We start from the raw sequence: 25,668 nt of genomic DNA, 5'->3' as shown, positions 1-25,668 counted from the left end.
GTGGCCCGATCTTCACATGAGCATGTTTCTTCGGCCCCTGCGGGCGCATCCGTCCGCCTGCACAGGTTTGGCGTTCCTGGTTTTGGCCGTTGGCCTGGCCCTCTCCTCCTCCAGGGCCGACGACCGGCCAAGCCGCCCCGATCTCACGGACAAGGATCGCGCGCGGGTCGCGAAGGTGACAGCGCCGACAACAGCGTTCGATGAGGCTGAAGCCTTCGAAGCCATGGCGGGCGGTGCCGGAACGTCGCGCCATACGCCCAATGCCGATGCCTTTTCGCAGTTTTCCGAAAACATCACCTTTGCCGAAGAGCAGGATTTCAAGCTCGGCAACGCCCTCTTCCGCAAACTCTGGGTCTCCTCGCCCTCGTCCACGCAGGCTTCTGACGGCCTTGGCCCGCTGTTCAACGCGCGCGCCTGCCAGAGTTGCCACCTGAAAGACGGGCGGGGTCATCCGCCCGAGGCCGACAGGGATGCCACATCGATGTTCCTGCGGCTTGCGCGTCCGGCGCGCACGGCCGAGGAGCGGGCGAAGTCTGACACGCTTGAGGCAGTCAATTTTCCGGACCCGGTCTACGGCGCCCAGTTGCAGGATCAGGCCGTGCCCGGCCTTGCCGCAGAAGGCCGCATGGTCATCTCCTACGAAGAGCAGACAGTGACGCTTGCCGGCGGCGAGACCGTCTCGCTGCGCAGGCCGCACTATTCCGTGTCCGATCTCGCCTATGGTCCGCTCGACCCGCAAACCACGCTGTCGCCACGCATTGCCAACCCGATGACCGGCCTCGGCCTGATCGAGGCCATCGCACCCGAAGATATCCGCTCCCGCGCCGATCCTGATGACAGGGACGCCGACAGCATATCCGGGCGAGCGGCACGGGCGCGCGACCATCGCACGGGCGAAATCGTGCTCGGCCGCTTCGGCTGGAAAGCGCAGAACGGTTCGGTGCGTGACCAGAGCGCCAGTGCCTTTGCCGGCGATATCGGCATTTCCACCCCGGACACGGAGAGGCATTGGGGCGATTGCACTGAGCTGCAAACCGCCTGCACGTCTCTGCCAACCGGGGTGCAGCCGCGGCTGGGCGACACGGAAGCGCCGGATCCGGTGCTTGCGCTCGTCACCTTCTACGCTGAAAACCTGGCCCCACCGATCCGGCGCGACGTCTCAAGCCCGGACGTGCTGCGCGGCAAGCAACTGTTTTATCAAAGCGGCTGCATTGCCTGCCACATGCCGAAATACGTGACGCGCCGCGATGCCGGCAACAAGGCCCAGGCTTTCCAGCTGATCTGGCCCTATTCCGATTTCCTGCTGCATGACATGGGCGACGGCCTTGCCGATGGCCAGCCGGTTGGCGATGCCGGCGGACAGGAGTGGCGCACGCCGCCGCTCTGGGGTATCGGTCTGACCCAGACCGTCAGCGGGCATACTTTCTTCCTGCATGACGGGCGGGCGCGAAACCTGACCGAGGCCATCCTCTGGCATGGCGGCGAAGCACAGAAAGCCCGCGATGCCTTTGCAGCCCAGGCGCCCGACGACCGGAAGGCGCTGATCACATTCCTGGAGTCTCTCTGATGCGTTTTGCCCTGACGAGCCTGGTTCTTGCCTTGTCGATGTCCTCCGGTGCGATAGCACAGGAAAGCAATGCCGGGCCTGCCGTGCTGAATACCGCACTGGTTCCGGGCGTGATGACCCGGGCCGTCGATGATTTCATTCGCCCCGGCTATCACCGGTTCCATGAGACGGCAGGTTCGCTGAAGACCAACATGGAGGCACTGTGCGCCACGCCATCGGCCACCTCTGTCGATGCCGCCCGGGACGCTTTTAACGACACGATCGATGCCTGGTCGCGGATCGAGATCGTTCGCGTCGGCCCTGTCATCGAGGACAACCGCTTCGAGCGCGTGCTGTTTTTCCCCGACCGGAAAAGCACCGGCCTGAAACAGGTTCAGGCAGCGCTCGCCAAACCGGACGACAGCGTCACGCAGATGGCGACGCTGAAAGACAAAAGCGTCGCCATGCAGGGCATCGGTGCGCTGGAATTCGTGCTGTTCGGCACCGGACATGAAGTGCTCGCTGACAATCAGGGAGGCGATCAGGGCGCCTATCGCTGCCGCTATGGTGCAGCGATTGCCGCCAATCTCGAGCGGCTCGGCGGTGAACTCTCGGCGGCGTGGGATGCGCCCGACGGCGTTCAGGCCGCCTGGGAAAAGCCGGGGCTCGACAACCCGCTGTTTCGCGACGAAAAGGAAGCCGCCAACGCCCTTCTCGGGATCCTGGTACATGCGGCAGAGACGATCCGCGACCAGCGCCTGGAGAGCTTCTACAAGGGTGACGCAAAAAAAGCCCTGCCGCGCCAGGCGATCTATTGGCGCTCGGGCAATACATTCCGGTCGATCGCCGGCAATCTCGAAGGTGTGCGTGACCTGATGAAGGCGTCCGGCATGGTCGAACTGCTTGATGACGACAGCCGTTCCACCGTCAGTTCGATCGATTTTGTCGCCCGCGCGCTGCTGCGGGTGGTGAATGACATCAGGCCGAATGTCGAAGAGGCGCTTGCCGATCCGGCCGAAACCGCCAAGCTCGACTTCCTGCTGCTCAACAGCCGCGACCTGATCCTGCGCCTCAACAATGACCTCGGCGGCGGCATTGGCCTGGCCGCGGGCTTCTCGTTTTCCGACGGAGACTGAGATGATCGGCAGCGGCCTGATCGACCGGCGATCCTTCATCCGGGCAGCGGGCCTTGCCTTCTTGGCCGGCCTTGCGCCGCGCTCAGCCTTTGCACTGTCGCGGGCGGATGCGGTCTACGCGTCAGGCCTGAGGCGCGCTGATGGCCGCTTTGCCATCGGCCTCGTGAGCGAAACCGGCGAACTGATCGACGAAATTGCCCTGCCCGGCCGCGTGCACGGGCTTTGCCACAGCAAGACGACAGGTCTCTCCGTCGCCTTCGCCCGCCGTCCGGGCACTTTTGCCGTGGTCTTCGACAGCCAAAGTCGGATCGAACCGCGGATCATCCACGCGCCGGACGAGCGGCACTATTTTGGCCATGGTGCCTTTTCCCCGGACGGCCGGCTGTTCTATGCCAGCGAAAACGACTTTGCCGCAAACCGGGGCATGATCGGGATCTACGATACGCGGGCAGACTTTGCCCGCATCGGCGAGATCCCGGCGCATGGCATCGGCACCCATGACATGACGGTCACGGCCGACGGCGCAATGCTGGTGATCGCCAATGGCGGTATCGAGACCCATCCGGATTTCGGCCGCACCAAGCTCAATCTCGACCACATGGAGCCTTCGCTGGTGCTGGCGGATGCGAAGACCGGCGCGCTGATAGAAAAGCACAGCCTGCCGCCTGAACTCTCCCGGCTGTCGACCCGGCACCTGGATATCGCGGCCGACGGCAGGATCTGGTTTGCCTGCCAGTATGAGGGACCGCGTACCGACCGGCCTCCACTGCTTGGCCATTTCAACAAGGGCGAGACGCTGTCGCTCGTTCAGCTGCCGGACAGCACGACCGACCGTCTGGGCAACTATATCGGCGCCATTGCGGTCAACCGACGCGAAGGTCTTGTCGGCATCGCATCGCCGAAAAACGGCCTTTGGGCCGTGCTCGACGGACGCGACGGACGCCTGTTGTCCGAGACCATCCTCGCTGACGCCGCCGGCATTGCCGCGTCTCCCAAAAGCTTTGCAGTCTCCTCTTATCGCGGCGACTTTCTCGGTACACACACCGCGGTTGCCTTCGATCAGCACATTACCCGCCTGTGAAGGCTTGAGTTCCATCGCCACTGTCCTAAGTTCAGATCATGCGCACCATCCTGACCTATGGCCTTTTCATTTTTCTCGTCGTCGGCGCCGGGCTTCTGTCCGGCCTCACCAACATGCCGGGCGAGTGGTATCAGACACTCCAAAAGCCGTTCTTCAACCCGCCGTCGTGGATCTTCGGCCCGGTCTGGACCCTGCTCTACGTGCTGATCGCCATTGCCGGCGCACGGATCTGGCTGAAAGCTCCAAGATCTGGCGCCATGCAGCTGTGGTTTGCCCAGATCGCACTGAACATGCTGTGGTCACCCTCCTTCTTCGGTCTGGAGAACCCTGGCCTGGCGCTGGTGGTCATCCTGATGCTGCTGGCGACCATCGTCGTCTTCATGCGCAAGGCCGCGCCGATCGACCGGCCGTCGATGCTGCTTTTCATCCCCTATCTTGCCTGGGTCGGCTTTGCGACGCTTCTCAATGCCAGCATATTCCTGCTGAACTGAATTTCCCGCCGCAGCGCTTGCCTGTCTCAACCGAGCATGCCAATTTCGCCGCTTCGAAGAGGCAGACGGCATGACAGACATCGACAGCGACACAGTGGACACGCGAATCCGGGAGAGTTTTGCCCGGCAAGGCGCCATGGAAACACTCGGCGCCGAGCTGACCCGGATCAGCCAGGGCGTGGTGGAAATCGAACTTCCCTTCGACCAGAAACTGACCCAACAGCATGGCTTCCTGCATGCTGGCGTGATTTCCGCCGCCCTCGATACGGCTTGCAGCTACGCCGCTTATACGGTGATCGAGCCGGATGCCTCGCTCTTGACCATCGAGTTCAAGGTCAACCTGATGTCGCCCGGTCGCGGCGATCGGTTTCTCTTTCGCGGCGAAATCACCAAGCCCGGCTCCAACATCATCGTCGCCGATGGTCGCGGCTATGCGCTGACCGACGGGCCGGCCAAGCTGATTGCTTCGATGACCAGCACGATGATGGTGATCCGCGGGCGCGAGGGTATTTCCGGATGAGATACGAGCTCCGTTCCATTTCGGGCAAGGCCGTGCTTTTCGTCATGGCAGCGGATGCCGAATACGGCGTATTTCTGCGCACTCGCATTGCACCACTGATGACCGGCGTCGGACCGGTCGAGGCTGCCGTGGTGCTGACACGGGAACTGACCCGGCTCGAACATCAGGGCGACCTGCCCGATCTCGTCGTGTCACTCGGTTCCGCGGGCTCGGCAAGGCTCAAGCAGGCGGAAGTCTATCAGGTCTCGGCGGTTTCCTACCGCGACATGGATGCCTCGGCCTTCGGCTTCGAGAAGGGCAAGACACCCTTTCTCGACCTGCCGGTCTCCGTCGATCTGCCGCTGCGCATTCCGGGCATTCCGGCCGCCAGCCTGTCGACCGGTGCCAATGTCGTCTCGGGCGCGGCCTATCAGACCATTCAGGCCGATATGGTCGACATGGAGAGCTTTGCCGTCATGCGCGCCTGCCAGGCCTTCAGCCTGCCGCTGATCGGGCTGCGCGGCATTTCAGACGGTCTCCACGACGTCAACCATATCGACGACTGGACCCAGTATCTGCATCTGATCGACAAGAAGCTGGCGCTGGCCGTCGACGGGCTGCAATCGGCGCTGGAAGACGGCGTCTTCTGGTTCTGATAACCCTGCCCAAAAATTCAGGCACAGCCGGCATTCTGCAGTTGAAAGACGGGCCGCTTTTCTTTAAAGGCTCGGCATGACCCAGACAGCACATCCCGACAGCGTTCTCATCATCGATTTCGGCAGCCAGGTGACGCAGCTGATAGCGCGACGCGTTCGCGAGTCCGGCGTTTATTGCGAAATCGTTCCCTTCCAGAATTCGGAAGAAGGCTTCAATCGGCTGAAGCCGAAAGCGGTCATCCTGTCGGGAAGCCCCGCCTCCACCCTCGACGAGGGCAGTCCCCGCGCCCCGAACGCGATCTTCGACAGCGGTGTCCCGGTGTTCGGCATCTGCTATGGCCAGCAGACGATCTGCGCCCAACTCGGCGGCAAGGTCGAAGGGGGCCACCACCGCGAATTCGGTCGCGCGTTCCTGGAAATCGAAAAGGACTGCGGCCTGTTCGAAGGTCTCTGGTCGGTCGGCTCGCGCCATCAGGTGTGGATGTCGCATGGCGATCGCGTCACCGCGATCCCGCCGGGCTTCGAAGTCGTCGCCACCTCGCCGAATGCGCCGTTTGCCTTCATCGCCAACGAGGCGAAGAAATACTACGCGGTCCAGTTCCACCCGGAAGTCGTGCACACGCCGGATGGCGCCAAGCTGATCCAGAACTTCGTGCATAATGTCGCCGGCCTGAAGGGCGACTGGACGATGCATGCCTACCGCGCCAAGGCTGTGCAGGCGATCCGCGACCAGGTCGGCAACAAGCGCGTCATCTGCGCGCTGTCGGGCGGCGTGGATTCCTCGGTCGCAGCGCTTCTGATCCATGAAGCCGTCGGTGACCAGCTCACCTGCATCCTGGTCGACCACGGCCTGATGCGCAAGAACGAGGCAGCCGACGTCGTTGCCATGTTCAAGGAACACTACAACCTGCACCTGATCCATGTCGACGCGGTCGACCGCTTCGTCGGCGAACTGGAAGGTGTCAGCGACCCGGAGACCAAGCGCAAGATCATCGGCCGCCTGTTCATCGAGACCTTCGAGGACGAGGCCAAGAAGCTTGGCGGCGCCGATTTCCTCGGCCAGGGCACACTCTATCCGGACGTCATCGAGAGCGTTTCGTTCACCGGCGGCCCGTCGGTCACGATCAAGAGCCATCACAATGTCGGTGGCCTTCCCGATCGCATGAACATGCAGCTCGTCGAACCCTTGCGCGAACTGTTCAAGGATGAGGTCCGCGTGCTTGGCCGCGAACTCGGCCTGCCGGATTCGTTCATCGGCCGCCACCCGTTCCCGGGTCCGGGTCTTGCCATCCGCTGCCCGGGCGGCATCACCCGTGAAAAGCTCGACATCCTGCGCGAAGCCGATGCGATCTATCTCGACGAGATCCGCAAGGCTGGTCTCTACGATGCGATCTGGCAGGCCTTCGCCGTCCTGCTGCCGGTGCAGACCGTCGGCGTCATGGGCGATGGCCGCACCTACGAATTCGTCTGCGCGCTGCGCGCCGTGACCTCGGTCGACGGCATGACCGCCGACTTCTACCACTACGACATGGAATTCCTCGGCCGTGCGGCCACCCGCATCATCAACGAGGTCCGCGGCATCAACCGCGTCGTCTACGACGTGACCTCGAAGCCGCCCGGCACGATCGAGTGGGAATGATCGTCGAGGTTTCGACGATCATTCGGGCGGCTTGAGATTCTGCACTCGTGGAATGCTGTGCCTTATTGCAATAGGCGGTACGGTCTTTTCGTAAGACCGCAGATATCTTGCCTGCGGCCACAGATGCGCTATCTTACTGCGGTCTTACATTTTTGGACCGAGACAGATGGCACGTGCTGAGAACCTTCTCACGACCGTATCAACCAAAGGACAGATCATCCTTCCCAAAGCCGTGCGTCAAAAGCGGGCCTGGGAGGCTGGTACACGCCTGATTGTCGAGGAAACACCGGAAGGTGTATTGCTCAAACGTGCGCCGGCCTTCCTGGCGACGGAGACCCGCGACGTGTTTGGCATGCTCTCGGGTGACAAAGAGCCAAGAACACTGGAAGACATGGACGCCGCCATCCTGGTCGAGGCCCGTCGTCGCCATGATCGCGATTGATACAAATCTCGTCATCCGCTACCTGACCAATGATCACCCCGAGCAAGCTGACCGCGCCCGAGCAGTCATCGATCGAGAGACTGTATTCGTCCCTGTAACCGTCATGCTGGAGGCCGAATGGGTATTGCGAGGTGCCTACGGCTACACACGATCCGAAATTGCTGGCGCACTCCGGGCCTTTGGTGGCCTTTTAAATGTAACGCTTGAGGAAGAAGCCACTGTCGCCGCAGCTCTGGACTTGATGGAGCGCGGGATGGACTTCGCCGATGCGCTGCATCTTGGCAAGTCGGCGCATTGCGATGAGTTCCTGACCTTCGACCAAAAGCTGGTCAAAGCAGCAAAGGCCATTGGCCACGACAGCGTGCGAGAAGCCTGAACAGGTCGCACGAATCAGGTGGGATAGAGGCTCTCAATTCTCGCCTTTAGAAACCAAGCGATTGCTGCGCCGGCTCTTCCGGCGCAAACCTGACACCCTCGAGCTCTAGCATCCGGGCTTTCGACTGCGATCCGCCCGGCGCTGAAAACCCGCCGAGCTTGCCGCCTGCGGCCAGCACCCGGTGACAGGGAATGATCAGCGCCACGGGATTTTTCGCCATCGCCTGGCCGACATCACGCGCGACTTCCGGCCCGTGATCCAGGCTCCTGGCGAGCGTGCCGTAGGTCGTGGTCTGCCCCCAGCCGATTTTCCGTGCGGCTGCATAGATGTCGCGCCGGAAATCGTCCTGGCCGTCAAGGTCGAGCGCCACGCTGGAAAAATCGACCATCTCTCCGGCAAAATACCGTTTCACCGCCTCGACCGTCTCGACAACGGGTCCTGACGCTTGCGCTCCTGCGGATCCCGGCACGCGCCGCCGCAGAAGCCGTTCCGTTTCCGCCGCCTCGGAAGTTGGCAACTGGAAGCGAACGATGCCATCGGCGCTCCACGCGATGCCGCAGAAGCCACCGGCCGTCTCGAAGATGCAATGCTGGTATTGTGCCGAGCTCATGTGGCCATATCCGTTGTCGTCCACGTCAGGATCCTCCGCCCAGTCCCGCAATTCAACCCAATTCTTGCCTCCGCCAGCCGCAATCGACATGCAATTGCGCCCCGACCAGACAGATCCTGCGCCATTTGTCCGTTCGGGCGTTTTGCGCGCGTCGGCCGGCTTCATTCGGCCTGACAACGGCTTGCAAGGGCAGGCAGGGTTCGCATAAAGCTCGTGGCAGCACAGTTTGCGGAGTGGACAGCGTGGAAATATCGGAAATCATCATTGCCGGGGATACGCCGGGTCTCGAATGGCGCCTGCCGGTGCTGCGCTTCAAGGGCAGCAATGCCGATGCCCCGAGCGTCTACATGCAGGCCGCCCTGCATGCCAACGAGCTTCCCGGAACAGCCGTGCTGCATTTCCTCTGCCAGACATTGCGCGAGGCCGAAGCCGAGGGCCGGATCGCAGGCTCGATCGTGATTGTGCCGCAGGCTAATCCGATCGGCGCTTCACAATCGCATTTCGGCGAATTGCAGGGCCGTTTCGAACTCGGCACCCGTACCAATTTCAACCGCGACTTCCCGCTGATCTCGCTGCGCGATCGTGATTCACTCGTGTCCGACCTGACACGGCATCCGGCGACGGAACAGTTGAAGCGGCAGCTGCTGCATATGGCGCTCGGCGCCGATCTGGTGCTCGATCTGCATTGCGATGACGAGTCCCTGCAATATGCCTATATCGACGACGCCTTCTGGCCGGAGGCGAGCGATCTGGCTGCGGCACTCGAAATGGATGCCGTCTTCCTGTCCGATGGTGAAAGCTCGGCCTTCGAGGAAGCCGTCGGCTTTGCCTGGAAACACGAAATCCCCGGTGAAAAACGCAGCGCCCTGCCCGGCAAACTTGCCGTCACCCTCGAGTTGCGCGGCCTGCGCGACGTCTATCCCGATGTGGCGCGCAAGGATGCGGACGGGATCTGGGCCTTCCTCGCCGCCCGAGGCGTGGTGGTCGATACAAACGTGTCACTGCCAACCTTCGTCGGTCCCGCCGTGCCGCTCGACAATATCGAGATGATCCGTAGTCCCGAAGCCGGCGCGGTCCTCTTCCACCGCGATATTGGCGATCCGGTTGTCGAAGGCGATCTTCTGGCGACCATCGTCACCCGCCCCGGCCAGCCCGATGGCAGCATCGATATCCGCGCACCACAGGCCGGACTTATTGTCACGCGCGTATCCGACCGGTTGGTGCGACGCCGCGCCGACCTGATGAAAATCGCCTGCGACCTGCCGAGCCGCGCATTGCGCAAGGCAGGAGCCCTGGAGGATTGAGCATGACTGCGACGATATACGGGATCAAGAACTGCGACACGATGAAGAAGGCCCGCCAATGGCTTGACGATCACGGCGTCGCCTACGGTTTCCACGACTACAAGACGGGCGGCATCGATCGGGGCCACCTCGAGACATGGACCGACAAGGCAGGCTGGGAGACGGTTCTCAACCGTGCGGGAACGACGTTCAAGAAGCTGCCCGACGAGGCCAGGTCCGATCTTGACCGTGAAAAGGCGATCGCGCTGATGCTGGCACAGCCTTCGATGATCAAGCGGCCGGTTCTGGAAATGGACGACAAGCTGCTGATCGGCTTCAAGCCGGAGGTCTATGCGGCAGAACTCGGGAAATAGGAATGTCGAAGACCACGCGCGCCACCCAGGCGCTGGCCAAGGCCGGCGTCAGCTTTACCGTTCACACCTATGACTACGATCCCAATGCCGAGCGGATCGGCATGCAGGCGGCGGAATCGCTGGGCGAGGATCCGGCGCGCGTGCTGAAGACGCTGATGGCAGAGCTTGACGGCAAGCCGGTCTGCGTCGTGCTGCCCTCCGACAAGGAGGTGAGCATGAAGAAGCTGGCTGCCGCGCTCGGCGGCAAGTCGGCGGCGATGATGAAGCCCGCGCTGGCAGAAAAGCTCACCGGCTTCGTCGTCGGCGGCATCAGCCCGTTCGGCCAGAAAAAAACGGTGCCGACGGCCATGGAGATCGCAGCCCTTGGCGAAGAGCATGTTTTCATCAATGGCGGCCAACGGGGGCTGCAGGTGCGGCTCGATCCGAAGGACGCACAAAAGACCCTGGGCGCGATAGCAGCCTCGATCGTCGCCTGATCCGCCACCGGCGCTTTTCGCGCCTCAGACCTTCATTTTCGCCGCAAAGCTCCCTAAGTCTATCGCCAACCCAACGACAATTATGGCAGGTCCCCATGACAATTGCGCCCGACTTCACTCATGCCGTCGATCCAGTCAAACTTGAAAAGCTGGGCGAAGTGGCCGTCAAGGTCGGGCTTCAGCTGCAGAAGGGCCAGGATCTGGTGATCACCGCCCCGATCGCAGCCCTCTCCCTGGTCCGGCACATCACAAAACATGCCTATCTGGCCGGCGCCGGCATCGTCACCACCTTCTATTCCGATGAGGAAACGACCCTTGCGCGCTATGCTCACGGATCGGACGAGAGCTTCGACAGGGCATCCGGCTGGCTGTATGACGGCATGGCCAAGGCCTATGCCAATGGTGCGGCGCGACTGGCTGTCGCCGGCGACAATCCGATGCTGTTGTCGGGCCAGGATCCGGCCAAGGTGGCGCGGGCCAACAAGGCCAATTCGATCGCCTACAAGCCGGCACTCGAATATATCTCGAATTTCGACATCAACTGGAACATCTGCTCCTATCCCAACCCGTCCTGGGCCAGGCTGGTGTTCCCGGATGTGCCGGTCGAGATTGCCGTGGCCAAGCTGGCCGATGCGATCTTCGCCGCCTCGCGCGTCGATCAGGCAGATCCGGTCGCCGCCTGGAAAACCCACAATAGCGAGCTTGCCAAGCGTTCCGCCTGGCTGAACGGCGAGCGTTTCTCGGCCCTGCATTTCAAAGGTCCGGGCACTGACCTGACCGTTGGCCTTGCCGACGGACACGAATGGCATGGCGGGGCATCGGTTGCCAAGAACGGCGTCACCTGCAACCCCAACATCCCGACGGAAGAGGTCTTCACCACGCCGCATGCGCTGAAGGTGGAAGGATATGTCTCCTCGACCAAGCCGCTCTCGCATCAGGGCACGCTGATCGACAATATCCAGGTCCGCTTCGAGCAAGGCCGCATCGTCGAGGCCAAGGCGAGCAAGGGCGAAGAAGTCCTGTTGAAGGTGCTCGACACCGATGAAGGCGCCCGCCGTCTTGGCGAGGTGGCGCTGGTGCCGCATTCGTCACCGATCTCGGCCTCCGGCATCCTGTTCTACAACACGCTGTTCGACGAAAATGCGTCGTGCCATATCGCGCTCGGCCAGTGCTATTCGAAATGCTTCCTCGATGGCGCCTTGCTCAGCCAGGACCAGATCAAGGCACAGGGAGGCAATGCCTCGCTGATCCATATCGACTGGATGATCGGCTCCGACAAGGTTGATATCGATGGCGTGAGGGAAGATGGCTCGAAGGTACCGGTCATGCGCAAGGGCGAGTGGGCCTGAGCATGACACCGGATTGCCGGCGGATCGACCGCCGGCAGCCTGGCGCGGTGGCGCCTGGAGACGTCAGCGGTAGTAGACGATCTTTCCGCCATTGGCGGCAGTCTGCACCCAGATCACATTCTTGGCGGCAATGTCGCGCAGTTCCAGCGCATCGCGCAAGCCTGCATCGGCGGCAACCTCGGCCTGCGCCGCCCGGATGCGAACCGGCAGCGGCTTCTGCACGAAGAACGGCACCGTACCGTCCGAATCGCGCCACGACGGGCCGACCTTCACAGCCGTGACGTTGTCGTTGAAGCTCCTGCCAAACAGGATGCGAGACAATTCGGATTGCTCGGCGAGAGCCGGAGCCGCACCGATGGTTGCGGCCAAAAGCCCGGCCAAAGTCCCGGCAAGAACCGCGGAATTTTTCATTTTCATAGTCAAATCTCCATCACGTACCGGCGGTACCGCGCAAGCGGCCTGACGCAATCTGCCACGCTTTTGTTTCCCGGGTTTCATGGAAATGGGAATTACGTTACCGGTTTGTAAGGCCACATGCGCTCACAATTCGATGAACGCCACGGCTGCCCGTCTGCTGGACGCAGAAAAGGCCGGCGAGAGGCCGGCCTTGAGACAGATACGGTGTTCAAGATAATCTTGGAGCCAGGCCTCAGGACTGCCGTGCCTTGCGATTGGCATAACGCCTGTCACGTTCGGCCTTACGCGCGGCTTCGTCTTCGACGACGCGGGAAATGCGGCTGGCTTCGGCCGCTTCGCGTGCCTCTGCTTCGGCATTGGCGGCAGCGATCATGGCGGCTTCGCGCTCGGCGGCCTCGGCCTTGAGACGGTCGCGTTCTTCGTTCTTCAATCGCTCGCGTTCAGCGCGGCGCGCTTCGCGGGCTTCTGCGACGGCCATGCGCTCGGCCTGCTTGGCTTCGAGGGTCGGCTGTGCAGCCTCCTTGGCGGCGCGGTAGGCCTGAAGGAGAGCGGCCTTTGCTTCGGCAGCGGTGCTGCGGCGGTCGGAAAGTTCGGTATTCTTTATATTTCTCAATTGTCTATTCCAGTTGGAATGCCATGCCGGCTTTCTCAGGCCTTTCTGGCACGTTTCGTAACGGGGCTCGCTGCCGGCCTGCTGGCGTCTTGCAATTCCTTGGCAAGACGGGCCTCGCGCAGCCTCAGGGTCTTTTCTTCGCGCGCTACCACGATCGTGTCCAGTTCTTCGAACGCGCGTTCGCGGGCAAAGAATTGCGACTGGGTCTTGCCGAAGGCAATCTCGGCCTGTTGACGCGGTTTGCTGAAGTTTTCTGTCATGCTCGTCGTCCTCTTGGGTGCTCGGGTCGGCGAGCGGCAATAAAAAAGGCCAGGCAATGTGCCTGACCCCGGTGGTTCTTGCTCTCGACAGTGCCAGTACATCCGTGGTCAAGGGAAAGCAGAAACCGAATTCAGGCAGCCTGAAGATTGCAGGCCGACATCTTGCCCGACTTGTTGTCGCGCTCCATGTCGTAGCCGATCTTCTGGCCTTCGACGATTTCGCGCATGCCGGCGCGTTCGACTGCCGAGATGTGGACAAATGCGTCCGGGCCGCCGTTGTCAGGCTGGATGAAGCCGAAGCCCTTGGTGGAATTAAACCATTTTACGGTGCCAGTGGTCATGATGAACCCTTTCATAGCGTATAAGTGACCACAACGCGTGAGCGCTGCGGATGATGATAACGATTTTTGAAAGGAAGGTTCGTTCAGGGCGCGTTTGCTAAATGCGCGGTAACCAAAGCTCAGCAAGCAAATATCGATGATTGATAGATAGAGACTTTTCTAAAGAATGTCAACCATTGGTTTTTCTCTTTTCCGTCGCGACACTCGCAAGATGCCTGAAATTCCGAGGTTTTTGCCAAAATTACCAATCTGACGATGTCCGATATACAATCATAAGATGTATTTTCCGATATCAGATCCTATCCCTGCCGACAGGTATCCCGGCAATGAAACGGCGGCGTTTTCAGGCAGTCTCCGCGTTCATGCAAAGCCGCGACAGCGCGTAGGAGCCAAAGCGACAAGGGAAGGACGACAGGCCGACGGCGGTTTCTGGCAAACCCGGCAAATCCGGTCATGTCGCCATCCGAAATGGCCGGCTGTTCCCTGGTCATATACTCAGCCGGCCGCCTCCAAATCGTCAATGAAGCAATGCCCGGCAGGCGTGCCGGCCGACAAAGGGTCCGTTGCGACAGTTGCGCCTTTGAGCTGGCGCTGCGAACTGACCAGTGGCGCCAGGCGCTGTCAGAACAGGCTGCCCTGGCCGGCCGGCGGCTCGGCTTTGCGTGCCGGTTTCGCGGGCGACTGCGGCCGGGATATCGACGGCTGCGGATCTGCAGTGCCGGGTGATGGCGCGCCCTCGCCGATCACCGCCGCTATGCGACCATCGGCAAACTCGATCGCGACGGATTGCGATGCGCCAAGCGCTGCGGCCCGCGAGACCGGGCGGTCACGCTCGTCGCGGATCACCGCATAGCCGCGCTGGAGCACATTCTTGTAGGACAGAGAATGCAGCATCCGGTCCTGGGCCACTACAAGCGTTCGGGCGCGGCGCAGGTCATGGATGACGGCGCTATCGGCGCGCCGTCCAAGGCTTTCCAGCCGGTCTTTCGCGCGGGCGGTCAGCGCCTGCAACCGCGCCGGCACCGCCGTCAGCGTTGCATCGAAACGCCCTAATCGCGCCTTGCTACGCTCGACCAGGCGTTCAATGATCCGCTCCGCCCGGGTCGCCTGCTCGCTCAGCCTTTGCCGGCGCTCGACGAGGCGCCGCGCCAGCATGTCGGGTGAGAGCCTGGCTGCCGCGCGCTCGAAGCTGCGCCGCTTGTTCATCGTGTTGAGTTCCAGGCTGCGGCCCAGTCCGCCAGCCGCCTCGTCGAAACGGCGACGCGGCAGCGCCAGCAACTGGTCGAGCGACGGCAGGGCCCTGGCAAGTGCGCGAAGGCCCTGGCGGCGATAGTCCATCTGGCGGTTGATCGCGCCCGAAAGACGGGCAGCGAGCGTCGCGATCTGGGCTTCCAGGTCGGCTTTCACCGGCACGGCCATTTCCGCAGCCCCGGTCGGCGTCGGCGCGCGCACATCCGCCGCATAGTCGATCAGCGTCCAGTCGGTCTCATGGCCGACGGCCGAGATCAGCGGAATATCGCTTGCGGCAGCGGCTCGAACCACGGCCTCGTCGTTGAAGCTCCACAGATCCTCAAGGCTGCCGCCACCGCGCGCCACGATGAGGAGGTCGGGCCGTGCGACCGGCCCACCGGGCTCGATCGCGTTGAAACCGATGATGGCATTGGCCACTTCGTCGCCGGACCCCTCGCCCTGGACCTTGACCGGCCAGACGATCACATGAACCGGGAAGCGGTCGGAAATGCGATGGAGGATATCGCGGATGACGGCGCCGGTCGGCGAGGTGATCACGCCAATCACCTTCGGCATGAAGGGCAGCAATTGCTTGGTCGCCGGATCGAAAAGCCCTTCGGCCGTGAAACGTCGCTTGCGCTCCTCGATCAGCGCCATTAGGGCGCCGGCGCCTGCCGGCTCCATCTGCTCGATGACGATCTGGTATTTCGACGAGCCGGGGAATGTGGTGACGCGACCGGTGGCGATCACCTCCATGCCCTCCTCCGGGCGGTATTTCAGCTTGCCAAACGATCCTTTCCAGATCACCGCATCGATGCGCGACTTGTCGTCCTTCAGCGAGAAATAGGCATGGCCGGACGAATGCTGGCCGCGAAAACCGGAGATTTCGCCACGCACCCGCACATGGTCGAAGGCGGTCTCGACCGTGCGCTTGATCGAACCCGAAAGTTCCGAAACGGTGAACTCGGTCAGGTTGCTCGGCGAATCGTCAGCGAAGAAATTGCTCATGCGTCCTGATTATCGCAAAAGCGCAGGAAGATCAGCCTCGACACATCGGCATGGCGCAGATTTCCTTGCCGTCTGTCTCTCTGCCGTGCTCGCAGGCGATTTCGGGATCAGGGCAGAACGACGCGGTAGATGGTCAGACCGGACTGCGGATCCTGCGGCAATGGCTGCAGGTAGTCGGGAACCTTGCCCGCAGTGATTGCGGCATAGAGCCCGTCCGGCTTCATGCCGGCGATTTTCTCGGTCTGCACATTGGTCGGGCAGAAGGCAAGGATCGTCGATTTGGACCCGCGCAGGAAGGCTGCCGCCTCCGCGGGCTCGGCAAGGCCGATATGCAGTTCGGTCAGCATGCCACCCTGGTTGCGGTGATAGGGGCCGCTCAACACGCGATGCGGCGTGATCCGGAGAATGTCCGCACCATAGTCGGAGGGCGCCACCACCGTGCCTGCCGGTAGGTCATTCAACTGCGCCAGGGACTGCAACGTCTCGCAGGCGGCACCGGGGTCCGTCTCGCTCGCCGACCCTGCCGCGACCAGCGAGCGCATCCGGTTGGAGATGCCCATCGTCCCCTCGACGATGAAGACGCCGCTGAGGATCCAGACGCTGGGAACCGAAAGCAGCGCCACGACAACGAAGAAGAAACCGGCACCGATATTGTCGGGCTCGGCATTGGAATTGCGCCGAAGCTCGGCGATCAGGAGCGCCACCGGCAAAATGGCGAGCAGGTTTGCAAATGCAGCGCCGCGTACCTGGACCAGTGCGATGACAAAGCTGATCAACAGCAGGGCAAAGAGAATGGCATGGCTGCGCACATTATCGCCGCGCATTACCCGGAACAGGCAGACGGCGAGGGCAAAGACGGGCACGGCGTAGAAACCGCCAAAGCTCGCAGGCTCCACCTCCAGCCAGCGCAGGAAGGACTGGGCCTCCAGGACACCGTCAAGCCACATCGTCTGCAGCAGTGGATCCAGTTCGTTCAGCGGATTCTGCAGGCATTGCGGCGCGACGGCAAGTGCCGAGAGCAGCACCAGCGCGCCAATGGTCACCAGCGCCGCGCTTCGCCCGGCCAGGCCAAGGCGGGCGGGCAGGTAGGTTGCGACGAACAGCGCGCCAGCGCCAGCGGCAATGATCGCGTAGTAGCCGATCGACAGGCTGTCGCAGGTGACGAGGCGATAATGCGCAGATGGCACGGTCGCCAGAAAGAGCGCCGAGATCGAGAGCAGAAGCGATAGCGAGAACGCCCTTGCGGCCGTTCTGGATGCCGTTCCTTCAAGTGTCCACAGAAGCGCCACCACGACACAGACAACGGCAATCAGCGGGGTGGTCTCGGCGCCGATGGCGATTGCCAGGGCACAGGCGAGGCCGGCGCCGGCAAAGCTTGCCGCCCCGCGGCCAGGATCCAGCAGGCAGGCGGCGATGGTGGCGACCAGGACCAGTTGGACATTGTGGTGATCGATCGCACCCGGGAGGAAGCGGTTTCCCGTAACGACGAAGACGGCTGCGAGCATCAGGGCGATATGCATGACCACGGCGTCGCCGAGCCTGCGCGCCGCAACGGCGATCGCCGTCATGAGCGGGATGACGAGGAAAAATGGCCAGACCAACAGCGCCAGAGCCTCGGCGCGCTCGCTTGGCAGTATCAGGGAAAACACCTTGATCAGCGCCGCGATCGGCAGATCGATGATCCGCGACCAATGCATCAGCGTGCCGCCCGGCAACCCAAGGCGGTATTGCATCAGGTCGAACCAGGACTGGCCGCCGAGGAAATCGCGTACCTGGACAAGGCGCATCACGTCGTCATTGTCGACACCGACATAGTCACGCGCACCCGGCAGGTTGAGACCTGCCAGGATGAGAATCGTCAGGATCGAATAGAAGGCAACGGCAGCCGGCAGGCGCTGCAAGCGGCGTCTCGCGGGCAGGACGGATGAGGAAGATGCTGCCGTCAATCGTTTCATCCTCAAGAAGGCGGCGTTTCGCAGCCGGTAGGCAAAATAGTCCAGGAGACAAGTCTGGCGAAACCTAGCCTTAACCTTCTCAAGAAATAGTAAAGCCGGTGCGGTCTTGAGGGCTGCAAGAGCTTTCAACAGGTACGCTATCGATGAGTGGTTCGGCCTCCGCCTATCCCGACATTGCCGTCTTGCTGCCCTGCTACAACGAGGCGGCGACGATCGGCGACGTCGTGCGCGATTTCCGCGCCGCCCTGCCGCAGGCCCGGATCTTCGTCTATGACAACAATTCCACCGACGGCACGGCGCTGACTGCCATGCTGGCCGGCGCGACCGTCGTTCGCGAGCGCCGCCAGGGAAAGGGCCATGTCGTGCGCCGGATGTTCTGCGATATCGACGCTGACATCTATGTGATGGCCGATGGCGACGGCACCTATGCGCCGCAGGATGCCGAAGAACTGATCCGCACGCTGATGACCGAACGCGCCGACATGGTTGTCGGCACCCGTCGCGGCGTGCATGACGATGCGGGGCGGCAGGGCCATGCCTTCGGCAACCGGCTGTTCAACACGCTCTACCGCCTGCTGTTCGGCAACGATTTCACCGATATCCTGTCCGGCTACCGGGCGTTTTCGCGTCGCTATGTGAAAAGCTTCCCGGCCGTGTCCGGCGGCTTCGAGATCGAAACGGAAATGTCGGTGCATGCCTCGCGGCTGAAACTGCCGGTCTGCGAGCTGGAACTGGATTACGGCCGCCGGCCTGAGGGCTCGCATTCCAAGCTGTCGACCTTCAAGGACGGCGCAAGGATCCTCTGGATGTTTGCCATGCTGATGAAGGAGACAAGGCCGTTTGCCTTTTTCGGCCTGATCAGCGCTGGCCTGATGGGCATGAGCCTCGGCTTCATGGCACCTGTGCTCTACGAGTTCTTCACCACCGGCCTGGTGTCGCGCATGCCGACCTGGATTGCCGCCATGGCGCTGATGATGATGTCCTTCCTCAGCTTCACCGCAGCGCTGATCCTCGACTCGGTTGCCCGGTCGCGGGCCGAACAGCTGCGCATCCACTACATGAACCTGCCGGCGTTGCAGCGACCCGAGGGCGACAAGATGGCGGCGAGCAAGCCGACGGCTGCCAAAGCCGCCGCGACCGGCAAACGCACCTCGAAAGCCGCATGAAAAAATTCATCCGCTTCGTCATCGTGGGCGCGACCGGTTTCGTGGTCGATGCCGGCACGCTGTGGCTGCTTCTGTCCTTCACGCCCCTCGGACCACTCAGCGCACGTGTCATCGCGATCATGCTCGCGATGACGGCGACCTGGCTGCTCAACCGCAGCTTCACCTTCGGCGCCTCGAAGCGATCGGTCGTGGTCGAGGGCTTCCGCTACGGGGTGATCGCGGTGATCACATCACTGGTCAACTACGGCATCTATGCCGGGCTTTTGATCATGGCACCGCTGCTCAGTCCCTATGCGGCGCTGGTCTTTGCCTCCATCGCCGCCATGCTGTTCAGCTTCTTCGGCTATTCGCGCTTCGTCTTCCGCCGGTAGACCAATCCGATAGCCGGTTCATGTCAGACGGTCTCCCAGCCGTCCTTGGCCGCCGCCCGATAGATCGCATCGATGAAGCGCTGGTTGGCCTTGGAGTTCTCTAGCGTCACCACCTCGCCCTTTGTCCCGGCAACAGCACGTGCAAAAGCCTCGGTCTCAAGCTTGTACTGGCGGCTGTCGGGGAAGCGGAAGATCTGCGAGCCGTCATGGCTGCGATTGGTCAGCTCGACCTCTTCGGCGCCCCAGCGATCGGCGTTGAACGGCGATTTCACCTCGATGAAGCCTTCGGTGCCGTGGAAGACCATCAGCTGCCGGTTGGCCATCTGGGTCGAGATATAGAAATTCAGTTCGAAATCGCCGAAATCTGCCTTAACGCTCGAATAGATATCGGTGCCGAATTGCGGGTCGCGCTCGATCGTCGCCTGGATGCGCTGTGGCTCCTTGCCGGTGACAAACCGCGTGGTGATCGTCGGATAGACGCCGATATCCGGCAGCGCGCCGCCGCCGAGTTCGGGAATGTTGCGCATGTTGCCGGGATCGCGGTTGAAATAGGTGAACGACCCCTGGACCATCTTCAACTGCCCGATCGCGCCCGCAGCCAGCAGTTCGCGGACCTTGTGCCAGACCGGCGTATAGGTGACCATGAAGGCTTCGGAGACGACAACCTTGTTGCGATCACGGGCTTCGATGATGGCGTCGATCTGGTCGGCCTTCAGCGCAATCGGCTTTTCGCACAGTACATGCTTGCCGGCATTGGCGGCCTTGATCGACCATTCGACATGCTGCGAGGTCGGTAGCGGAATGTAGACGGCATCGATCACGTCGGAGGCCAGCATCTCCTCGTAGGAGCCGAAGGCATGCGGCACGGAAAAGCGGTCGGCCATGGCGCGGGCCTTTGCCAGATCGCGGCTGGCAATCGCCGTGACCACGGCATTTTCCGCATCCTGGATGGCGGGCACGACAAGCTCGCGGCCGATCTTGGCCGTCGACATAATTCCGAAACGCAACATGATTTCCTCCCTGAAAATATCGGCCGGACATTAGGCGAGGTTCTTGAGCGGCGCAATCCGGCTCGCGGCACGTGCCGCTCCATGCCCGCGCACCATGTTGGCCGAAAATGTCCTGTCTTCGTCCGACCGCCTGCTTTTTCTGCTCTCCAGACTGGATAATTTCGGCTATCGTTGAAAACACTGGAGAGCCTGAAATGTCCGCAGAGAAAACCGCACTGATCGTGATCGATGTCCAGGAATCCTTTCGCCAATGCGCATTCTGGACGACGGATGATCTGGCCGCCTATGTCGAGAAACAGCAGGCGCTGATCGACGGCGCCAAGACTGCCGGCATACCGATCATCCAGATCTTCCATGTCGACAGCGACGCGCCGTTCACGCTCGACAGCGGTTTCGTCACCACGCTTGCCGAGCTCGAGATCAAGCCGGACATCACATTCCACAAGTCCGTGCATTCGGCGCTGGTCGGCACAGGCCTCGAGGACTGGCTGAAGGCGAACGGCATCAGTCGCCTGATCGTCTCCGGCATTCGCACCGAACAGTGCTGCGAGACCACGACGCGGCACGCGGCCGATACCGGATACGGCGTCGACTTCGTCACCGAGGCCACGCTGACCTTCGCGATGACGCATGCGTCTGGCATCCGCTTCTCGCCGGCCGAGATCCGCATGCGCACCGAACTGGTGCTGGCCGGCCGTTTCGCCCGCATCGCAACCGTCGAAGACGCGCTCGACACGGCAAGGAAAGCGGCTTGATCGAACGGAAGAACCCGTCCGCGCCGGAGATCGTGCCGGTCTACATCCTGGTCCCGCCGGCGGCCCTGCTGATCGATATCGCGGGGCCGCTGGAGGTGCTTCGCTATGCCAATAGCGAGCAGAGCGCCGTCTGCTTCGACTACCGCTATATCTCCACCCATGCGCGACAGCACACATCGATCGGCCTGACGCTGGATGGCCTGCAGCCGCTGCCCGCGCAATTGCCGGCGAATGCCATGCTGGTGATTTCCGGTAGCCTTGCGGTCGGCGAACAGTCCCTAGTCGCGGACGGTGAACTCCTCGGGCTCAGCGGGTGGCTTCGGCGTGCCGTGACCGCGGAGACGCGACTGGTGACGATCTGCTCCGGTGCCCTGCTTGCCGGTGCCGCCGGTCTGATGGAAGCCCATGCCTGTACCACCCATGCCGAATGCATCGATGAGTTGAAGGCGCTGGCGCCGACCGCCAACGTGCTGGAAAACCGGCTCTATGTCGAGGATCGCAACCGCTTCTCAAGCGCCGGCATCTCGACCGGCATCGACCTGATGCTGCATATCGTCGCAAAACTGACCTCGGCACAAGTGGCGCTGGCGGTGGCGCGCAAGATGGTGATCTATCTGCGTCGCAGCGGTTCCGACCCGCAGCTTTCGCCCTGGCTGTCCGGCCGCAACCACATCCATCCGGCGATCCACCGGATGCAGGATGCGATCATGGCAGACCCTGCGCGCGACTGGAGCCTTGGTGAGTTGTCACGCCTGGCAGCGCTCAGCGAGCGACACATGACAAGGCTGTTTCGCGAGCATACCGGCCTGCCGGTCACCGCCTATATCAACACCATCCGGGTGGCGCTGGCGCATGACCTGTTGTCCCAGAGCCGGTTCGACATGGAAAGCGTCGCCGAGCGGGCCGGGTTTTCCTCGACACGGCATTTGCGGCGGGTCTGGTCGGAGCATCACGCTGCACCGCCCAGCCAGTTTCGCCGCGACCGGCGGCCGGACACATGAGTGGAGCCGGGCCTGCTACCAACCCCTGCCCCCTGCCCCAAGCCCCCTGCCCCTACCCTTGATGGATCCGACCCATTTACCGATTTCAATGGTGCATCACGAAACTGCTTGCTACCGTCCGGTCCAATTGCCCCTTGAAAGGATCCCGTCATGCAGAAGCGCGCCCTCGGTCGCACCGGTTTTTCCATCGCGCCCGTCGTCTTCGGCGGCAATGTCTTCGGCTGGACGGCCGACGAGGCGACCTCGTTTGCCCTGCTCGATGCCTTCTTCGATGCCGGCTATAACACGATCGACACGGCCGATGTCTATTCCGCCTGGGTCGATGGCCATGTCGGCGGCGAAAGCGAAACGATCATCGGAAAATGGCTGAAGCGCGGCGGCATCTCCCGCGACAAGGCGATCATCGTCACCAAGGTCGGCTTCGACAACAACGGCCGGGAAACCGGTCTGGGCAAGACCTGGATAGCCGACGCGGTCGATGCATCGCTGAAGCGGATGCAGACCGACTATATCGATCTCTATCTGGCCCATAAGCCGGATGAAAAGACCCCGATCGAGGAAACGCTGGAGGCCTTCGGCAAGCTCATCACCGCCGGCAAGGTCAGGGCCATCGGCTGCTCCAACTATGACGGCGGTCAATTGCGGGCGGCATTGGATGCCTCGGCAAAAAACAGCCTGCCGCGCTTCGACGTGGTGCAGCCGGAATACAATCTCTATACCCGCGACCGTTTCGAAGGCGCGCTTGCCGATCTCTGCGTCGCCGAAGACATCGGGGTGATCAGCTATTATGCGCTGGCCGCAGGCTTCCTCACCGGAAAATACCGCAGCCACGAGGACACGGCCGGCGTCGCCCGCTCCTACCGCGTCGGCAATTACCTGAACGACAAGGGATTGAAGATCCTCGCCGCCCTCGACCAGGTCGCTGCCGAGACCGGCACTACGCCGGCAACGGTGGCCATCGCCTGGGTTGCCGCCCGCCCCGACATCACTGCACCGATCGCGTCGGCCACCAGCCTTCGCCAGCTCGACAGCCTGATCGCCGCCGGCAGGTTGCAACTCTCGGACCAGCAGATGGCCACGCTCAATGCGGCAGGCGCCTGACCATGACGCTTGTCATTCGCGATGCGACCGCCACCGACGAGGCCGCATGGCGCCGTCTCTGGGCGGATTATCTCTCCTTCTACAAGGTCGATCTTGCTGCAGAGGTCACCGACCACACCTGGGCCCGCATCCTCGATCCGACCTCGCGCGTCGCGATGCGTGTCGCCGAGATCGATGGAGAACTGGCCGGTTTTGCCATCCACCATTTTCACGACAGCACCTGGGTGATGACGCCGGACTGCTATCTGGAGGACCTGTTCCTCGACGCCCGCTTTCGCGGTCAGGGCATAGGCCGCGCCCTGCTCGACGATCTGATCGCGCTTGCCAAGGCCAAAGGCTGGTCGCGGCTCTACTGGCATACCAACCACGACAATGCGACAGCGCGCAAACTCTACGACAGCTATGCGCGGGAAGACGGTCACGTACGCTACCGGATGTCGTTCGACTGATCAGCTGGAATAGCGGAAGAAATCGACAAAGGCTCTCAGTGCCGGACGCATCTGCCGACGGGAGGTGTAGTAGATGTAGAAACCGTCGAACGGCGACGACCAGTCGGCGAGCACCGGTACGAGCCTTCCTTCGCGGATATCCTCGTCCACCCGTTCGTCGAACAGGAAGGCGAGCCCGACACCATCGAGGGCCGCGATGCGGGCCAGTCGCTGGTCCGACAAGATCAACGGACCCGTGACATCGACGGCCAGCGCCTCGCCGTCCTGCTCCAGTTCCCAGCGATAGATCCGCCCACTGCTGAAGCGGCGGCGGATGCAGCGATGCTGCATAAGGTCCTGCGGCGTCAGCGGCACGCCGTGTTCGGCGATATAGGCGGGCGATCCGACGATCACGCCGCGCTGCGGTCCGCTCGCCTTGACCGCGATCATGTCGGCTTCCAGATGTTCGCCGAGCCTCAGACCCGCATCGAAGCCTTCGGCGACGATATCCTCGAAACGGTCATTGGTGACGATGTCGAGTTCGATTCGCGGATATGTCCGCAGGAACGCACCCAGCCGCGGCGCGATCAGGTCCTCGGCAGCCAGCATCGGCATGGTGATGCGTAAGGGGCCAGCCGGCTCGCTTCGATCGTCAGCCAGGGCCGCAAGCGCCGTATCGATATCGGCCAGCGCCGGTGCCAGCGTCTCCAGCAGCCGCCTGCCCTCCTCGGTCGGCGCGACGCTGCGGGTGGTGCGGGCGAGCAGGCGCACGCCGAGGCTTGCCTCCAGCGAGGCGACCGCATGGCTGACGGCCGAGGGCGCAATGGCAAGTTCCTCGGCCGCCTTGCGGAAGCTGCGGGTCTCGGCGACGGTGGCGAGCACCGCCAGTTGCGAAAGCTGGATCCTGTTCATTGCTCTATCTGATAGAACAAGCTGCGCAAAATTACAGCCATTATCCTGCTCAATCCTGGTGGTATCCTCCGACTATCATCAGCGCATCCAGAGCGCGCTTCCGCGAAAGATCAAGCACCATGAAGACAAGCACCATGAAGACAAGACAGCTCGGTTCCCTCTCCGTTTCCGCCCTCGGCCTCGGCTGCATGGGTATGACGCATGGCTATACGCAGACCGGCGACGAGGCCGGCTCGCTGGCGACCCTGGCACGCGCGGTCGAACTCGGCGTGACGCTGTTCGACACGGCTGAGATCTATGGCCCGTTCACCAACGAAATCCTGGTCGGCAAAGGCTTGCGGCCCCATCGCGACCGGATCCAGATCGCCACCAAGTTCGGCTTCAGGATCAATGTCGACAACCCCAATGACGCCAGTGCGGGCGGCACGGATTCGCGGCCCGACCATGTCAAGGCGGTCGCCGAAGCCTCGTTGAAGCGGCTCGGCGTCGAGGTCATCGACCTCTACTACCAGCACCGCGTCGATCCGAACGTGCCGATCGAAGACACGGTCGGCGCCATGGCCGATCTGGTACGCGAGGGCAAGGTCAGGGCGCTCGGACTGTCGGAAGCCAGTGCCGCGACGCTGCGCCGGGCGCATGCAATCCATCCCATCGCCGCCATCCAGAGCGAGTATTCGCTATGGACCCGCGATCCGGAAGACAATGGCGTGCTCGACACCTGCCGCGAACTCGGCATCGGCTTCGTGCCGTTTTCGCCGCTCGGCCGCGGCGTGCTGACCGGCGCGCTGAAGTCGCTCGACGGCATGGCCGCCAATGATTTCCGCCGCTCCTTGCCGCGGTTCAGCCAGGAGAATTTCGACGCCAACCTGGCGCTGGTGACAGCGCTCGAACAGATGGCCGCCGACAAGGGCGCAACACCCGGCCAGCTGGCCCTTGCCTGGGTGCTGGCGCAGGGCGATTTCATCGTGCCGATCCCCGGCACTACCAAGATCGCCAACCTGGAAAAGAATGTCGCCGCCGCCGATATCGTGCTTTCACCGGAAGACCTCGCCGCGCTTGGAGACCTGCTGGCGCCCGCCAAGGTGGCCGGCGCCCGTTATCCCGAGCGCATGGCGCAGATGGCCAACAAATAGCGCGAAGAC

Annotated in this window: 29 protein-coding genes; 20 read left to right on the top strand and 9 right to left on the bottom strand. The window is 62.4% G+C overall.

Annotation, left to right across the window (positions count from 1 at the left end):
* The first annotated feature begins 16 nt into the window (after positions 1–16).
* From IM739_RS04410 to IM739_RS04370, 9 genes are all read left to right on the top strand, one after another.
* Complete coding sequence (locus IM739_RS04410; protein WP_237370006.1) at positions 17–1,567, top strand: di-heme oxidoreductase family protein; 1,551 nt, start codon at positions 17–19, stop codon at positions 1,565–1,567.
* Positions 1,567–2,682 carry an imelysin family protein gene (locus tag IM739_RS04405; RefSeq protein WP_237370005.1) on the top strand — a complete coding sequence of 372 codons (1,116 nt, stop codon included), beginning with the start codon at positions 1,567–1,569 and terminating at the stop codon, positions 2,680–2,682. The genes IM739_RS04410 and IM739_RS04405 overlap by 1 nt, the downstream gene beginning before the upstream one ends.
* A 1-nt stretch (position 2,683) precedes the next feature.
* On the top strand, positions 2,684–3,763 hold the full coding sequence (locus tag IM739_RS04400; protein WP_237370004.1) for a DUF1513 domain-containing protein: 1,080 nt from the start codon (positions 2,684–2,686) through the stop codon (positions 3,761–3,763).
* A 38-nt stretch (positions 3,764–3,801) separates the two neighbouring features.
* A complete protein-coding gene (locus IM739_RS04395) occupies positions 3,802–4,254 on the top strand; it encodes a TspO/MBR family protein (protein WP_237370003.1) in 453 nt (150 codons plus the stop codon).
* Between the two features lie 70 nt (positions 4,255–4,324).
* Positions 4,325–4,774, top strand: a complete 450-nt coding sequence (locus IM739_RS04390) for a PaaI family thioesterase (RefSeq protein ID WP_237370002.1) — start codon at positions 4,325–4,327, stop codon at positions 4,772–4,774.
* Positions 4,771–5,409 (top strand): 5'-methylthioadenosine/S-adenosylhomocysteine nucleosidase, encoded by a 639-nt coding sequence (locus tag IM739_RS04385; protein WP_237370001.1) that lies wholly within the window; start codon positions 4,771–4,773, stop codon positions 5,407–5,409. Before IM739_RS04390 ends, IM739_RS04385 begins: the two co-directional genes overlap by 4 nt.
* Positions 5,410–5,485: 76 nt before the next feature.
* Positions 5,486–7,048, top strand: a complete 1,563-nt coding sequence (guaA, locus tag IM739_RS04380; RefSeq protein ID WP_237370000.1) for a glutamine-hydrolyzing GMP synthase — start codon at positions 5,486–5,488, stop codon at positions 7,046–7,048.
* Positions 7,049–7,214: 166 nt separating this feature from the next.
* Positions 7,215–7,490, top strand: a complete 276-nt coding sequence (locus tag IM739_RS04375; RefSeq protein WP_237369999.1) for an AbrB/MazE/SpoVT family DNA-binding domain-containing protein — start codon at positions 7,215–7,217, stop codon at positions 7,488–7,490.
* Positions 7,477–7,866: a type II toxin-antitoxin system VapC family toxin gene (locus tag IM739_RS04370; protein WP_237369998.1), complete on the top strand. Its 390-nt coding sequence runs from the start codon at positions 7,477–7,479 to the stop codon at positions 7,864–7,866. Before IM739_RS04375 ends, IM739_RS04370 begins: the two co-directional genes overlap by 14 nt.
* 46 nt (positions 7,867–7,912) lie before the next feature.
* Here the strand turns inward: IM739_RS04370 and IM739_RS04365 are convergent, their stop codons facing one another.
* Positions 7,913–8,476 (bottom strand): methylated-DNA--[protein]-cysteine S-methyltransferase, encoded by a 564-nt coding sequence (locus IM739_RS04365; RefSeq protein WP_237369997.1) that lies wholly within the window; start codon positions 8,474–8,476, stop codon positions 7,913–7,915.
* 242 nt (positions 8,477–8,718) lie between these two features.
* Between IM739_RS04365 and IM739_RS04360 the strand changes: the two genes are divergently transcribed.
* The 4 genes from IM739_RS04360 (at position 8,719) to IM739_RS04345 (ending at position 11,958) form a co-directional block, all read left to right on the top strand.
* Positions 8,719–9,780 carry a succinylglutamate desuccinylase/aspartoacylase family protein gene (locus IM739_RS04360; protein WP_237369996.1) on the top strand — a complete coding sequence of 354 codons (1,062 nt, stop codon included), beginning with the start codon at positions 8,719–8,721 and terminating at the stop codon, positions 9,778–9,780.
* Between the two features lie 2 nt (positions 9,781–9,782).
* Entirely contained in the window at positions 9,783–10,133 is a 351-nt protein-coding gene (locus IM739_RS04355; protein ID WP_237369995.1) for an ArsC family reductase, read from the top strand.
* Between the two features lie 2 nt (positions 10,134–10,135).
* Positions 10,136–10,609, top strand: coding sequence for a Cys-tRNA(Pro) deacylase (gene ybaK, locus IM739_RS04350; protein ID WP_237369994.1), 474 nt, complete (start codon positions 10,136–10,138; stop codon positions 10,607–10,609).
* Between the two features lie 95 nt (positions 10,610–10,704).
* Positions 10,705–11,958, top strand: coding sequence for an aminopeptidase (locus tag IM739_RS04345; RefSeq protein ID WP_237369993.1), 1,254 nt, complete (start codon positions 10,705–10,707; stop codon positions 11,956–11,958).
* 63 nt (positions 11,959–12,021) lie between these two features.
* Here the strand turns inward: IM739_RS04345 and IM739_RS04340 are convergent, their stop codons facing one another.
* The 6 genes from IM739_RS04340 to IM739_RS04315 all read right to left on the bottom strand — a co-directional run bounded on the left by IM739_RS04340 (position 12,022) and on the right by IM739_RS04315 (position 17,782).
* The gene (locus IM739_RS04340; RefSeq protein ID WP_237369992.1) at positions 12,022–12,375 is read right to left on the bottom strand and encodes a hypothetical protein; all 354 of its coding nucleotides are present in this window, start codon (positions 12,373–12,375) and stop codon (positions 12,022–12,024) included.
* Between the two features lie 232 nt (positions 12,376–12,607).
* Complete coding sequence (locus IM739_RS04335; RefSeq protein WP_237369991.1) at positions 12,608–12,988, bottom strand: DUF6481 family protein; 381 nt, start codon at positions 12,986–12,988, stop codon at positions 12,608–12,610.
* A 35-nt stretch (positions 12,989–13,023) separates the two neighbouring features.
* Complete coding sequence (locus IM739_RS04330; protein ID WP_237369990.1) at positions 13,024–13,248, bottom strand: hypothetical protein; 225 nt, start codon at positions 13,246–13,248, stop codon at positions 13,024–13,026.
* A 131-nt stretch (positions 13,249–13,379) separates the two neighbouring features.
* The gene (locus IM739_RS04325; RefSeq protein WP_007605510.1) at positions 13,380–13,589 is read right to left on the bottom strand and encodes a cold-shock protein; all 210 of its coding nucleotides are present in this window, start codon (positions 13,587–13,589) and stop codon (positions 13,380–13,382) included.
* A 621-nt stretch (positions 13,590–14,210) separates the two neighbouring features.
* Entirely contained in the window at positions 14,211–15,827 is a 1,617-nt protein-coding gene (gene xseA, locus IM739_RS04320) for an exodeoxyribonuclease VII large subunit (protein WP_237369989.1), read from the bottom strand.
* A gap of 107 nt (positions 15,828–15,934) precedes the next feature.
* Positions 15,935–17,782, bottom strand: coding sequence for a hypothetical protein (locus IM739_RS04315; protein WP_237369988.1), 1,848 nt, complete (start codon positions 17,780–17,782; stop codon positions 15,935–15,937).
* A 143-nt stretch (positions 17,783–17,925) separates the two neighbouring features.
* Between IM739_RS04315 and IM739_RS04310 the strand changes: the two genes are divergently transcribed.
* Both IM739_RS04310 and IM739_RS04305 read left to right on the top strand, forming a co-directional pair.
* Positions 17,926–18,948: a glycosyltransferase gene (locus tag IM739_RS04310; protein WP_237369987.1), complete on the top strand. Its 1,023-nt coding sequence runs from the start codon at positions 17,926–17,928 to the stop codon at positions 18,946–18,948.
* The gene (locus tag IM739_RS04305) at positions 18,945–19,319 is read left to right on the top strand and encodes a GtrA family protein (RefSeq protein WP_237369986.1); all 375 of its coding nucleotides are present in this window, start codon (positions 18,945–18,947) and stop codon (positions 19,317–19,319) included. Before IM739_RS04310 ends, IM739_RS04305 begins: the two co-directional genes overlap by 4 nt.
* Positions 19,320–19,342: 23 nt before the next feature.
* Here the strand turns inward: IM739_RS04305 and IM739_RS04300 are convergent, their stop codons facing one another.
* Positions 19,343–20,329 carry a Gfo/Idh/MocA family protein gene (locus tag IM739_RS04300; protein WP_237369985.1) on the bottom strand — a complete coding sequence of 329 codons (987 nt, stop codon included), beginning with the start codon at positions 20,327–20,329 and terminating at the stop codon, positions 19,343–19,345.
* A 194-nt stretch (positions 20,330–20,523) separates the two neighbouring features.
* Here IM739_RS04300 and IM739_RS04295 point away from each other — a divergent pair, with 194 nt between their 5' ends.
* From IM739_RS04295 to IM739_RS04280, 4 genes are all read left to right on the top strand, one after another.
* Positions 20,524–21,084 carry a cysteine hydrolase family protein gene (locus IM739_RS04295; protein WP_237369984.1) on the top strand — a complete coding sequence of 187 codons (561 nt, stop codon included), beginning with the start codon at positions 20,524–20,526 and terminating at the stop codon, positions 21,082–21,084.
* Positions 21,081–22,085, top strand: coding sequence for a GlxA family transcriptional regulator (locus IM739_RS04290; protein ID WP_237369983.1), 1,005 nt, complete (start codon positions 21,081–21,083; stop codon positions 22,083–22,085). The genes IM739_RS04295 and IM739_RS04290 overlap by 4 nt, the downstream gene beginning before the upstream one ends.
* 150 nt (positions 22,086–22,235) lie before the next feature.
* A complete protein-coding gene (locus IM739_RS04285) occupies positions 22,236–23,186 on the top strand; it encodes an aldo/keto reductase (protein WP_237369982.1) in 951 nt (316 codons plus the stop codon).
* A 2-nt stretch (positions 23,187–23,188) separates the two neighbouring features.
* On the top strand, positions 23,189–23,635 hold the full coding sequence (locus tag IM739_RS04280) for a GNAT family N-acetyltransferase (RefSeq protein WP_237369981.1): 447 nt from the start codon (positions 23,189–23,191) through the stop codon (positions 23,633–23,635).
* Here the strand turns inward: IM739_RS04280 and IM739_RS04275 are convergent, their stop codons facing one another.
* On the bottom strand, positions 23,636–24,526 hold the full coding sequence (locus tag IM739_RS04275; RefSeq protein ID WP_237369980.1) for a LysR family transcriptional regulator: 891 nt from the start codon (positions 24,524–24,526) through the stop codon (positions 23,636–23,638).
* A gap of 134 nt (positions 24,527–24,660) precedes the next feature.
* Between IM739_RS04275 and IM739_RS04270 the strand changes: the two genes are divergently transcribed.
* Positions 24,661–25,659 carry an aldo/keto reductase gene (locus IM739_RS04270; protein WP_237369979.1) on the top strand — a complete coding sequence of 333 codons (999 nt, stop codon included), beginning with the start codon at positions 24,661–24,663 and terminating at the stop codon, positions 25,657–25,659.
* Positions 25,660–25,668: the final 9 nt, after the last annotated feature.

The sequence above is a fragment of the Rhizobium sp. SL42 genome, from assembly GCF_021729845.1.
Lineage (GTDB): Bacteria > Pseudomonadota > Alphaproteobacteria > Rhizobiales > Rhizobiaceae > Allorhizobium.
This window is presented reverse-complemented; position numbering and strand designations above follow the sequence as displayed.

Bases quoted from the DNA above. Each gene is read 5' to 3' on its own strand.
- IM739_RS04410 (WP_237370006.1), top strand. From the start codon at position 17: ATGAGCATGTTTCTTCGGCCCCTGCGGGCGCATCCGTCCGCCTGCACA.
- IM739_RS04405 (WP_237370005.1), top strand. From the start codon at position 1,567: ATGCGTTTTGCCCTGACGAGCCTGGTTCTTGCCTTGTCGATGTCCTCC.
- IM739_RS04400 (WP_237370004.1), top strand. From the start codon at position 2,684: ATGATCGGCAGCGGCCTGATCGACCGGCGATCCTTCATCCGGGCAGCG.
- IM739_RS04395 (WP_237370003.1), top strand. From the start codon at position 3,802: ATGCGCACCATCCTGACCTATGGCCTTTTCATTTTTCTCGTCGTCGGC.
- IM739_RS04390 (WP_237370002.1), top strand. From the start codon at position 4,325: ATGACAGACATCGACAGCGACACAGTGGACACGCGAATCCGGGAGAGT.
- IM739_RS04385 (WP_237370001.1), top strand. From the start codon at position 4,771: ATGAGATACGAGCTCCGTTCCATTTCGGGCAAGGCCGTGCTTTTCGTC.
- guaA (WP_237370000.1), top strand. From the start codon at position 5,486: ATGACCCAGACAGCACATCCCGACAGCGTTCTCATCATCGATTTCGGC.
- IM739_RS04375 (WP_237369999.1), top strand. From the start codon at position 7,215: ATGGCACGTGCTGAGAACCTTCTCACGACCGTATCAACCAAAGGACAG.
- IM739_RS04370 (WP_237369998.1), top strand. From the start codon at position 7,477: ATGATCGCGATTGATACAAATCTCGTCATCCGCTACCTGACCAATGAT.
- IM739_RS04365 (WP_237369997.1), bottom strand. From the start codon at position 8,476: ATGAGCTCGGCACAATACCAGCATTGCATCTTCGAGACGGCCGGTGGC.
- IM739_RS04355 (WP_237369995.1), top strand. From the start codon at position 9,783: ATGACTGCGACGATATACGGGATCAAGAACTGCGACACGATGAAGAAG.
- ybaK (WP_237369994.1), top strand. From the start codon at position 10,136: ATGTCGAAGACCACGCGCGCCACCCAGGCGCTGGCCAAGGCCGGCGTC.
- IM739_RS04345 (WP_237369993.1), top strand. From the start codon at position 10,705: ATGACAATTGCGCCCGACTTCACTCATGCCGTCGATCCAGTCAAACTT.
- IM739_RS04340 (WP_237369992.1), bottom strand. From the start codon at position 12,375: ATGAAAATGAAAAATTCCGCGGTTCTTGCCGGGACTTTGGCCGGGCTT.
- IM739_RS04330 (WP_237369990.1), bottom strand. From the start codon at position 13,248: ATGACAGAAAACTTCAGCAAACCGCGTCAACAGGCCGAGATTGCCTTC.
- IM739_RS04325 (WP_007605510.1), bottom strand. From the start codon at position 13,589: ATGACCACTGGCACCGTAAAATGGTTTAATTCCACCAAGGGCTTCGGC.
- xseA (WP_237369989.1), bottom strand. From the start codon at position 15,827: ATGAGCAATTTCTTCGCTGACGATTCGCCGAGCAACCTGACCGAGTTC.
- IM739_RS04315 (WP_237369988.1), bottom strand. From the start codon at position 17,782: ATGAAACGATTGACGGCAGCATCTTCCTCATCCGTCCTGCCCGCGAGA.
- IM739_RS04310 (WP_237369987.1), top strand. From the start codon at position 17,926: ATGAGTGGTTCGGCCTCCGCCTATCCCGACATTGCCGTCTTGCTGCCC.
- IM739_RS04305 (WP_237369986.1), top strand. From the start codon at position 18,945: ATGAAAAAATTCATCCGCTTCGTCATCGTGGGCGCGACCGGTTTCGTG.
- IM739_RS04300 (WP_237369985.1), bottom strand. From the start codon at position 20,329: ATGTTGCGTTTCGGAATTATGTCGACGGCCAAGATCGGCCGCGAGCTT.
- IM739_RS04295 (WP_237369984.1), top strand. From the start codon at position 20,524: ATGTCCGCAGAGAAAACCGCACTGATCGTGATCGATGTCCAGGAATCC.
- IM739_RS04285 (WP_237369982.1), top strand. From the start codon at position 22,236: ATGCAGAAGCGCGCCCTCGGTCGCACCGGTTTTTCCATCGCGCCCGTC.
- IM739_RS04280 (WP_237369981.1), top strand. From the start codon at position 23,189: ATGACGCTTGTCATTCGCGATGCGACCGCCACCGACGAGGCCGCATGG.
- IM739_RS04275 (WP_237369980.1), bottom strand. From the start codon at position 24,526: ATGAACAGGATCCAGCTTTCGCAACTGGCGGTGCTCGCCACCGTCGCC.
- IM739_RS04270 (WP_237369979.1), top strand. From the start codon at position 24,661: ATGAAGACAAGACAGCTCGGTTCCCTCTCCGTTTCCGCCCTCGGCCTC.